Origin of the sequence: Sutterella sp. (assembly GCF_052272535.1) — a bacterium.
In the GTDB taxonomy this organism is placed as follows: domain Bacteria; phylum Pseudomonadota; class Gammaproteobacteria; order Burkholderiales; family Burkholderiaceae_F; genus Sutterella.
The window spans coordinates 1-8,920 of sequence record NZ_DAVZJY010000091.1 but is presented as its reverse complement, the minus strand read 5'-3'; the positions used below and the strand labels follow the sequence as shown (position 1 = coordinate 8,920).

At 68.4% G+C, this 8,920-nt stretch carries 6 protein-coding genes; 4 read left to right on the top strand and 2 right to left on the bottom strand.

Annotation, left to right across the window (positions count from 1 at the left end):
- The first annotated feature begins 52 nt into the window (after positions 1-52).
- The 4 genes from ACT6Y9_RS06050 (at position 53) to ACT6Y9_RS06035 (ending at position 7,415) form a co-directional block, all read left to right on the top strand.
- Positions 53-382, top strand: coding sequence for a hypothetical protein (locus tag ACT6Y9_RS06050; RefSeq protein WP_443743863.1), 330 nt, complete (start codon positions 53-55; stop codon positions 380-382).
- 228 nt (positions 383-610) lie between these two features.
- A complete protein-coding gene (locus ACT6Y9_RS06045; RefSeq protein WP_443743862.1) occupies positions 611-1,051 on the top strand; it encodes a hypothetical protein in 441 nt (146 codons plus the stop codon).
- Positions 1,052-1,340: 289 nt separating this feature from the next.
- Positions 1,341-3,089 (top strand): autotransporter assembly complex protein TamA, encoded by a 1,749-nt coding sequence (gene tamA / locus ACT6Y9_RS06040; RefSeq protein ID WP_443743861.1) that lies wholly within the window; start codon positions 1,341-1,343, stop codon positions 3,087-3,089.
- A 6-nt stretch (positions 3,090-3,095) separates the two neighbouring features.
- Entirely contained in the window at positions 3,096-7,415 is a 4,320-nt protein-coding gene (locus ACT6Y9_RS06035) for a translocation/assembly module TamB domain-containing protein (protein ID WP_443743860.1), read from the top strand.
- A gap of 88 nt (positions 7,416-7,503) precedes the next feature.
- Here ACT6Y9_RS06035 and ACT6Y9_RS06030 read toward each other — a convergent pair whose 3' ends face one another.
- The gene (locus ACT6Y9_RS06030; RefSeq protein ID WP_443743859.1) at positions 7,504-8,016 is read right to left on the bottom strand and encodes a hypothetical protein; all 513 of its coding nucleotides are present in this window, start codon (positions 8,014-8,016) and stop codon (positions 7,504-7,506) included.
- 24 nt (positions 8,017-8,040) lie between these two features.
- On the bottom strand, positions 8,041-8,562 hold the full coding sequence (locus ACT6Y9_RS06025) for a hypothetical protein (RefSeq protein ID WP_443743858.1): 522 nt from the start codon (positions 8,560-8,562) through the stop codon (positions 8,041-8,043).
- Positions 8,563-8,920: the final 358 nt, after the last annotated feature.

The window sequence follows — 8,920 nt, the reverse complement described above, 5'->3', positions numbered from 1 at the left end:
GTGGATAAGCTCAGAGAAATCAACGTTGCAGGATTCGCTCGCAGGGCATAGGATGCGCAAATTCCTTCTGCATCAGTGGGTTCAGCCCCGCATCGAGGCGACTCCTACCCACATGTATGCACAAAGCCCCGTTTGTTCCCGAAAAACCGACGCATTGGGCAGGCCGATGCGTGCGAAGGACAAGAGCTGCGTCGTGAGCTGCCGGGTGCCCAACGAGCTCAAGACGGCGCTCGACACCCTTGCCCGCGAGCGTTCCGTGATGCTCTCTCATGTGATGCGCGAATTCCTTGAGGAGGCCGTTCGCTGCGGTGACCTCTACCACTGGAAGGAACCGGAATCGGTTCCGGCGCAGCTGCTTGAAAAGGAGGACTCGCCGCTCTGAGTCTCCGGCGCGCCTCTCCCGATGCATCTCGGCAGGATGCGGCGCGAGGAAGCCTCTCAAGGTGTTTCGACTGCGGTTCGGGCGCGGCGTGATACATTGACTCCATGCATGCCGGCTTTCGTCCCGTGCGGAGGCCGGCTCTTCGGCGTTTCGGAAAGAAAAACGTTCCGGCGCCGCGCGTCCGGCGGCGCTCCGCGCCACAGGGCGCAAATGAAGGAGAAAGGAGTCATGCCGACCATCAAGATCAAGGCCGAGGTGAAGCTCGACAAGAAGACGCTCGCCGCTCTGACGGATGCGCTTGGAGAAACCGGGCTCAAGCCCGAGGCCGCTCTGGTGGCGCTTGTTGAGACCGGGATGAAGCTCATCGCCGAGAAGTATGCGGCCGAGCACCCGGCCGAGCAGAAGGCCGAGGCGCCCAAGAAGGCGTTGAAGGCCGAGAAGTCCGCAAAGGCTCCGAAGGCCGCTGCGAAGCCGGCCCCGAAGGCGGCTCAGAAGGCTGCTGAAAAGCCTGCTGCCAAGCCCGCGCCGAAGGCCGCGCCCGCCGCTCCGGTGAAGGCGCCGACGAAGGCTCCCGCGAAGCCCGCTGCAAAATCCACAGTGAAACCCGCTGCCGCCGCGCCCGCCGCGGCGAAGGCCCCGGTGAAGCCTGTTGCCGCTCCCAAGGCCTGATGCGGGCCTTCCCGCCGCCCGTCGGGCCCTGAGCCCGGGCGGCGGCCTGAATCCGCTTTGAATTCCCTGCGTTCGACGGCCCTTCGTTATTCATGACGAAAGACCGTCGAATTGTTTCTGGGGTGCGCGGCGGCGGTCCGCCGCCCCCTAAAATGGCGGCAGTCATCCAACTCCCGTGCGCTGCCCGCTCTCCCTTGCTTTACGCCTGATCTACAGGACTTCGGAGGGATCGGAGGGCATCCATTGAAGTGCCCCGCGCGGGCCGCCAGACCTTCAGGATCCGCTTCCCGTGCCGTCCGCCCGCTCGTTTTCGCCGCTTTTCCTTCTTCTCTGCGTGCTGCCGGGGTTCGCCCTCGCGGCGGACTTCACGCTCGAGCTCAAGGGACTCGAAGGAGATCTGCGCTCGAACGTCGAGGCGCAGCTCGCCTCGCTCGGCCTCGACTCGATCACCGTGCGCGGCCGCTACCGCGCAGGCGTGCGTACGGGCGTGAGGGACGGCCTCAAGGCCCTCGGCTACTACGAACCGAAGCTCACCTTCTCCTGGGGGCCCGTGCCCGAGGCGGGCTCGAAGCGCCCGCGCCTTCTCAGCCTCACCGTTGACCCGGGAGAGCCCGTGCGGATCGCGGGAGCGGACCTCGTGCTCAAGGGCGAGGCGGCCGAGGACCCGGACTTCCGTGCGCTTCTGAAGGACCTTCCCGAAAAGGGGCGGGTGCTTCACCACGGCGAATACGAGGCCTTCAAAAAGCGCGTGCAGCGCGTCGCGATGAAGAAGGGCTACTTCCAGGGGCGCTTCACGAAGACGGAGCTCGCGGTTGCGACGAGCCGGCATGAAGCCTGGTGGCGGCTCGAATACGATTCGGGTCGCCGGTGGCACTTCGGTCCGGTGCGCTTCACGGGCTCCCAGATCGACGAGGGGATCCTCCAAAACCTCGTGCCCTTCCGCACGGGCGACCCCTACGCGTCGGAGAGCCTCGCGGAGTTGAACGAAAACCTCGCCGACACGGGCTGGTTCAATTCGGCCGTGGTCGCGCCCGACTTCCGGGCGGTCAACGACGACATGGAGGTCCCGATGGTGGGGAGCGTCACGCCCCGGAGCGGCAACATCGTCGAGACGGGCGTGGGTTATTCGACCGACGTCGGTCCGCGCTTCAAGGGCGAGTGGACCAAGCCCTGGGTGAACCGGCGCGGGCACTCGCTCACGTTCTCGACGAACGTGTCGGCCAAAGAGCAGGAATTCGACTTCAGCTACAAGATGCCGCGCCCGGCAAGCCCCTTGGAGCAGTACTACCTCGTGCAGGGCGGCTGGAAGCGCACGAGCCTCAACGACACGGACTCCTCGCAGACAACGCTCGTCGCTTCGCGCTACTGGAACCTCGAGACGGGCTGGCAGCGCGCGGTGAACCTGCGCTGGATGCTCGACAGCTTCACGCAGGGTGAGAGCGACGCGACGACGATGGTGATCTACCCGGGCGTGTCCTTCAACCGCACGCGCTCGCGCGGCGGCTCGATGCCGACCTGGGGGGACTCCCAGCGCTACACGTTTGACGTCTCGCGCACCGAATGGGGGTCGGACATCGACTTCTGGAGCTTCTACGCGCAGGGCGCGATCATCCGCACGGCCGCGGCGCGGCACCGCTTCATCGGCCGCTACGCCTTCGGGTGGATCCAGAGCACGAACTTCAAGGCCGTGCCCCCGGACCTGCGCTTCTTCGCGGGCGGCGACCGCAGCATCCGCGGCTACGACTACAAGTCGATCTCGCCGAGAGACGCCTCGGGGGAGCTGCGCGGCGCCGAGCGGCTCCTCACCGCGAGCCTCGAATACCAATGGAACGTGAAGGGCAGCTGGTGGACCGCGGTCTTCGTGGACGCCGGCGAAGCGGTCGAGCGCTTCACCTCGACCTCCTTCAAGACGGGCGCGGGCGTAGGCATCCGCTGGCAGTCCCCCGTCGGCCCCGTTAAGCTCGACGTCGCCCGGCCCGTGGGTGACCCCGACCACACGGGCTTCGCCTTCTACATCGGCCTCGGTCCGGAACTCTGACGCATCATGACCCGACCCGCGCGCATCTTCTGCGGCGTCTTCGCCGCGTTCGTTCTTCTGCTGATTTCTCTCGCCGGCCTCGTCCTGTGGCTCGTCGCCACGCCCTCGGGCCTCGCCGCCCTCGGGCGCGCCGCGGACCGCTGGGTGCCGGGCCTCACCGTCGCCGCCGTCGAAGGGAACCTTGAAAACCTCCGCATTTCGGGCCTCGCCTGGGAGTCCCCGGGCGTGAAGGCGGAGGCCGAAGCCCTCGAGCTCTCCCTCGACTGGCGGCGGCTCTTCGAGAAGCACCTCCACCTGCAGCGTGTCGCGCTCATCGGCGCCGAGCTGCAGGTCAACACGGCGGAGCTCCCGCCGGCCGGACCGCAGGAGACGGCCGCCCCGGGTCCGCTTGACCTCCATCTTCCCTGGAAGGTGTCGGTGGACGCTCTGGAGGTCGTGCGCACCGGCCTCGAGGTGGACGACTTTTCGGGCTACATCCGCGGTCTCGAAGCCGCGGCGTCGCTCGAGGGCGGCGTCCTCGAGCTCGGCCGCCTCACCTTGGGCGACGGCTGGGTCGGCGCGCCGGGGCTGCGCGCGACGTTGGGCGAGGTGACGCTCGGCGGGCGCTTTGACGGCGCGCGGCTCACGCTCACGAAGAGCGCCTTCCTGGGCGGGAGCGCTGAATTCTTTGCGGCCGACGCGCCGCTTCCCGGCACGGACGCCGCACGCGAGGCGGCCCGCGCGCAAAAGCCCGCCGAAGCTTTGCCCGAAGCGCCTTCCGGCGAGGCCCCGGAGCAGTCCGCGCAAAAGCCGGGCGAATCGAGCGAATCGGGCACCGCGGAGGAGGCGCCCGCCGCCGCGCCCCGCGCCGACGCCTTTGCGCGGCGCCTCGAGGCATTCTTCTCGAAGCCCCTCTCTCCGGCGCTCCCCGAGGTGCGGCTGCCCTTTGCGGTGGACGCCCCCGCGGTCGAATTCCGTCACTGGGCTTTCTGGCGCATTCCGGGCACGCAGGACCTCCCCGGGTTCTCGCCCTTGGGCGTGGAGTCGCTCGACCTCTCGCTCTTGGGCGAGGGCAGCCGCGTTGATCTGCGCACGCTTGCGCTCAAGAGCACCGCGGGCGATGTGAAGCTCACGGCGGTCGTGGACATGAAGGAAAAGTGGCCGTTCACTCTCGACCTCCATGCCGCGCTTGACGCCGCTCCCTGGGGGGCGCTCGCGGGGGTGACGTTCGACGCGCCGGAAACGACGCTCGACCTCACGGCTTCGGGCGAGATCTGCGGGCGGATGTCGACTTCCGCCAAGCTCGCCGGCGCTGCCGACCTCACGGTCTCGCTTTCGGCCGATCCCTCCTCGGCGGCGCTTCCCTTTGAAGCGGCGATCGAGTCTGCGCTCCTCAAATTCCCCGCGCTGCCTGCGGCCGCGGCGGAGAGCGGCGCATCGGGGGCGGCTCAGGGAGCGGCGGCGGGGCCGACGCGGGTGCGCGTGCGCGGCCTCGCGCTCCATTTCTCCGGGTCTCCGGCCGACTGGCGCTTCACGCTCGCCGGGCGCCCGGAGATCGAGCCCTCCGCGCCGGTTCTCGGACGCAAGGTGCTCGAGGGCGTGCTCGACGCCGCGGCGTCGGGGAACTTCCGGGGCGCGGGGGTTGAGAAGTGCCTGCTCACGACCCCCTTGGGCTCGATGAAGCTCGAGGGGCGCGCGGACTGGAGCGAGCACTTCGTCTGGCGCACGGCGCTCGAAGTCGACCGCGTGGACGTGGGCCGTTGGGTGAGCAAGCTCCCCCTGAAGCTCACCGCGGCGCTTTCGGGCCGCGGCATCGTACGCACCGACGGGACCTTCCGCATCGACGAGGCCTCGGCCAAAGTGGACGGCACCATCCAACAGGCGCCCGTGAAGCTCGACCTCGCGCTTTCGGGCGAGGACGGCGTCTCGTGGAAGGTGCCCAAGCTTGCCTTCGTCCTCGGGCGCAACACGCTCGACCTCAAGGGGGAGGTCGAGCACCTGCGCGGTGTCACGCTCGACCTCGCCGTGAATGCGCCGGGGCTCCTCAACACGATTCCGGGACTCAAGGGAAGCGCTTCGGGCACGGTGAAGTTGGCCGGCAGTCTCGCGCACCCGATCGCGCTCGCGAACCTCCGGGCCGACGAGCTCGCCTGGGAGAACCTCTTCGCCCTGAAGGCCCTTCGGCTTCTCGTGGACCTCAGAAACTCACCCTTCAAGGACGGCCGCGAAGGGCCGCAGCCGGGAAAGTCGAGTGCTCCGCCGCCCCCGCCGCCTGCCGCCGGCGGGAAGGGCGCGCCCGCTCTGCCCGTCCCCGCGCTGAACGCCCCCTTCACCGAAAAGCTCCGCTTCATCGCCGCGTCGCTCGCCGACGGCATGGTGGCGGGAAGCGCCTCGCTCTCGCTCAAGGGGCTCTCCGCCTCGGGCGTTCAATTCGATGCGGTCTCCGCCTCCCTGAAGGGCACGGAGGCGAAGCACGACGTGAAGCTCTCGGTGGAGGGCTCTCCGGTTTCGGGTTCGCTCGCCTTTTCGGGCGAATTTCTGCGCCGCACGCTCGCTTGGTCGGGGCGGTTGACGAGCGGGTTGATCACGACTCCGGCGGGCGTCTGGACGACGCGCCCGAGCGCGGCGCTCGCCTGGAATCCCGAGACGGAGCAGTTCAAGGTGGGCGCCCACTGCTGGGAGCACGCCGACGCCGAGGCGTGTCTCGCGAAGGATGCGCTTTTCGGGCGCGCCGGCGAGGCGGCCCTGAAGCTCACGCGCTTTGATCTTTCCGTGCTGCAGCCCTATCTCAGAAAGAAGAGCGACCGCCTCACCGGGGCGCTCACGGGCGACGCCACGGCGAGGTGGGACCTCGCGAAGAGCGCGCTTCCCCACGCGCAGCTCAACCTCAACGGCGACGGCCTCACCTATTCGACGCGCTTTCAGGGCGTGCGCTTTCCCGTGACCTTGGAGAAGCTCCGCGCCCACGGGATCCTGTCGGCCGGGCGCCTGGCGCTCGCCTGGGAGGTGCAGCCTGCGGGGAACGGCTCGAGCGCAGGGGAGCTCTCGGTCTCGGACCTTGCAGGGCGCCGCAGGCTCGCGGGCTCGGTGCGCATCGACGGCCTCACCCCGGCCTTCGTGCAGCCCTATCTCTCGCGCGGCGAGCGCGCCGAAGGAGCGGTGAACGCGGACCTGAAGTTCGGCGGAACCCTGGCGGCGCCCGAGCTCTACGGGCGCCTCGGGATCGAGAACGTCGTCGTGAATGCGGACTTCATTCCGCTCGACATGGAGCCCTCGAGCATCTTCGTGGACTTCAACGGGCGGAGTTCGACCCTCTCGGGCGAAGTGCGGACCAAGACCGAGCGGGTCGCGCTTTCGGGCGAGGCTGCCTGGGAGAGCCTCGCGAAGTGGACCGCGAAGGCGGCGGTCTCCACCGAGGGACTGCATGTGGCGATGCCGCCCATGATCAATCTCGACCTCAAGGGACACGCCGAAGCCGAAGCGCGGCCCGACCTCATCCGCCTCACGGGGCGCGTGGAGATCCCGAAGTCGATGATCGAGGTGAAGGAGCTTCCCGCCTCGAGCGTCGGCGTCTCCTCCGATCAGGTGCTCCTCGACGCGAACCTCCAGCCCCTCTCGGTGCGCACGGAGTCGCTGCCCGTCGAGAGCAACCTCGACGTGGTGTTGGGCGACGACGTCCACATCGCCGCCTACGGCCTCAAGGCGCGCCTCAACGGGGAGGTGAAGCTCATCGCCGCGAAGGGCCGCATGGGGCTCCTCGGCCAGATCACCATCCCGGCCGGGCGCTTCCGCGCCTACGGGCAGGACCTCGTGATCCAGACCGGACAGATCCTCTTCTCGGGGCCGATGAACAATCCGGGGCTGCGCATCGAAGCGGTGAGGAACCCCGAGAACACCGCCGACGGCGTCACGGCCGGCATCCGCGTCACCGGGACGGCCGAGGCGCCGGAAGTGAAGCTCTTCTCGACGCCGCAGCTCTCCGAGGAGCAGGCGCTCAGCTATCTGCTGCGCGGCGAGGGGCTGGGGAGCCAAGAGGGCAGCAGCGCCTCCATGATGACGAGCATGCTGATCGGCCTCGGCACGAGCCAGGGCGGCGGCATCCTCTCCGAAGTGGGTGACGCCGTGGGGCTCAGAGGCTTGGGCGTGGACACCACCGGCACGGGCGACGCGCAGAAGGTGGTGGTGACCGCGTACGTGCTCCCCGGTCTCCAGGTGAAGTACGGCATCGGAATCTTCGATTCGCTCGCCACCCTGACGCTGCGCTACCGGCTCCTGCCGCGCCTCTACCTCGAGGCCGCCTCCGGGGTCGATCAGGCGATCGACTTCCTCTACCGGTTTGAGTTCTAGCGGCCGGTCGATGCGGCCCCCGCGGTCATGAAAAAGCCCGTCCTCCGGACTGCCGGACGGCGGGCTTCTTTTCGAAGACCGAGGGCGGCTACTTTGCGCCCTGGGCCTTCAGGACCTCGATCTCGGCGCGCATGCGCTCGAGCTCCAACTGCGCCTTGTCGCGCGAGAGTTCGGTGCGCGCCTTGGCGTCCGAAACCGTTTCTTCGACCTCGGCGCGGCGCGCCTGAACGTCGAGCTCCTTGAGTTCGAGCTCGAGCTCGCGCACGCGGTCCTCATAGGCGTCGAGCTTCGCCTGACGCTCGGCCTTCGCCTTGGCGGCGGCCGCAGCGCGCTGCGACGCGGCCTTCTGGGCGCGGGCCTTGGCTTCGGCGGCCTTGGCCTGAGCGGCCTGGCGCGCAGCCTCCTTGGCGCGCGCCTCGTCCTGCATCGCGCGGGCGGCGGCGTCCACGGCCTGTTGGTTGGCTTGGTAGACCGACGGATCCATGCTCACCGTCCCGGGCGGGAGGGTCGAGGTCTGGGTGCGTGGCGTCGTGCAACCCGCTGCGAGGAGCAAGGCGGACGCGGCCGCCGTGAGGGCGACGGATTTCAAAAGCGTGTTCATTTTTTTCGTCTCGTGAGGAGCGCGTCAGCGGCGCGGGCACCCGTAGGGATTGTTCGGCTGGATGCGCGCCTCGCTCGGCGTGGGCGCGACGAGAATGGCCGTGCCGGTCTTGTATTCGCAGGGCTGGCCCACCTGCGAAGTCTGCAGGACCTTGCCGCCGGCGCTGCGGAAGATGATCTGCACGCCGTCGGTGTAGGTGGTGTCGTCTCCGCCCACCGCGGAGCCCGCGAGGCCGCCCAAGGCGCCGCCGGCGAGGCCGCCCATCACGCGCGCATGTGTCGTGTGGTTGTTGTGGTTGCCGATCGCGACGCCCGCGATGGCGCCCAAGACCGCACCCGCGATCTGCGCGGTGTCGCGGTTGGAGCTGTTCGGCACCGCGACGCGCGCGGCGTTGACGGCGATGATCTCGACGGTGTTGACTTCCTGCACGCGGTTGACTTGACCGGCGGTGTACGTGTCGGCGCGGTAGTAGGTGCCGTCGTTCGCACACCCGGCGAGCGCGGCCGCGGCGACGACGGCCGCGGCGAGAGTGGCGTTCTTCGTCATGAGAAGTTCCTTCTTCGAGTCTTTTTGTCTTCTTTGCGTTTGGGGAGGAAAACGTCCGAGGCCGCCCCGCACCCGAATGGACGCGCAGCGCAGGGACGCCTCTAACTGAAACATTAGCGCACGTTTTGATGGAAGGTTCGTGAACAATTGTTCAAGGTTGTTCGCGACTGCAACGGACGCGGGCGTCGGTGTTTTCGCGTGAGGACGGAATCGCGGCGTCACGGGAGAATTCTCCGGGCGCCCGGGCTCCTAGAATCCGTGAGTACCCGTCTCCCTTTTCACGCGTCCGCCCGTCATGACCGAACCCTCCGATAAAACCGTCTCCTCCACCGCATCCGCCGCTTCCATGGCGGCGGAC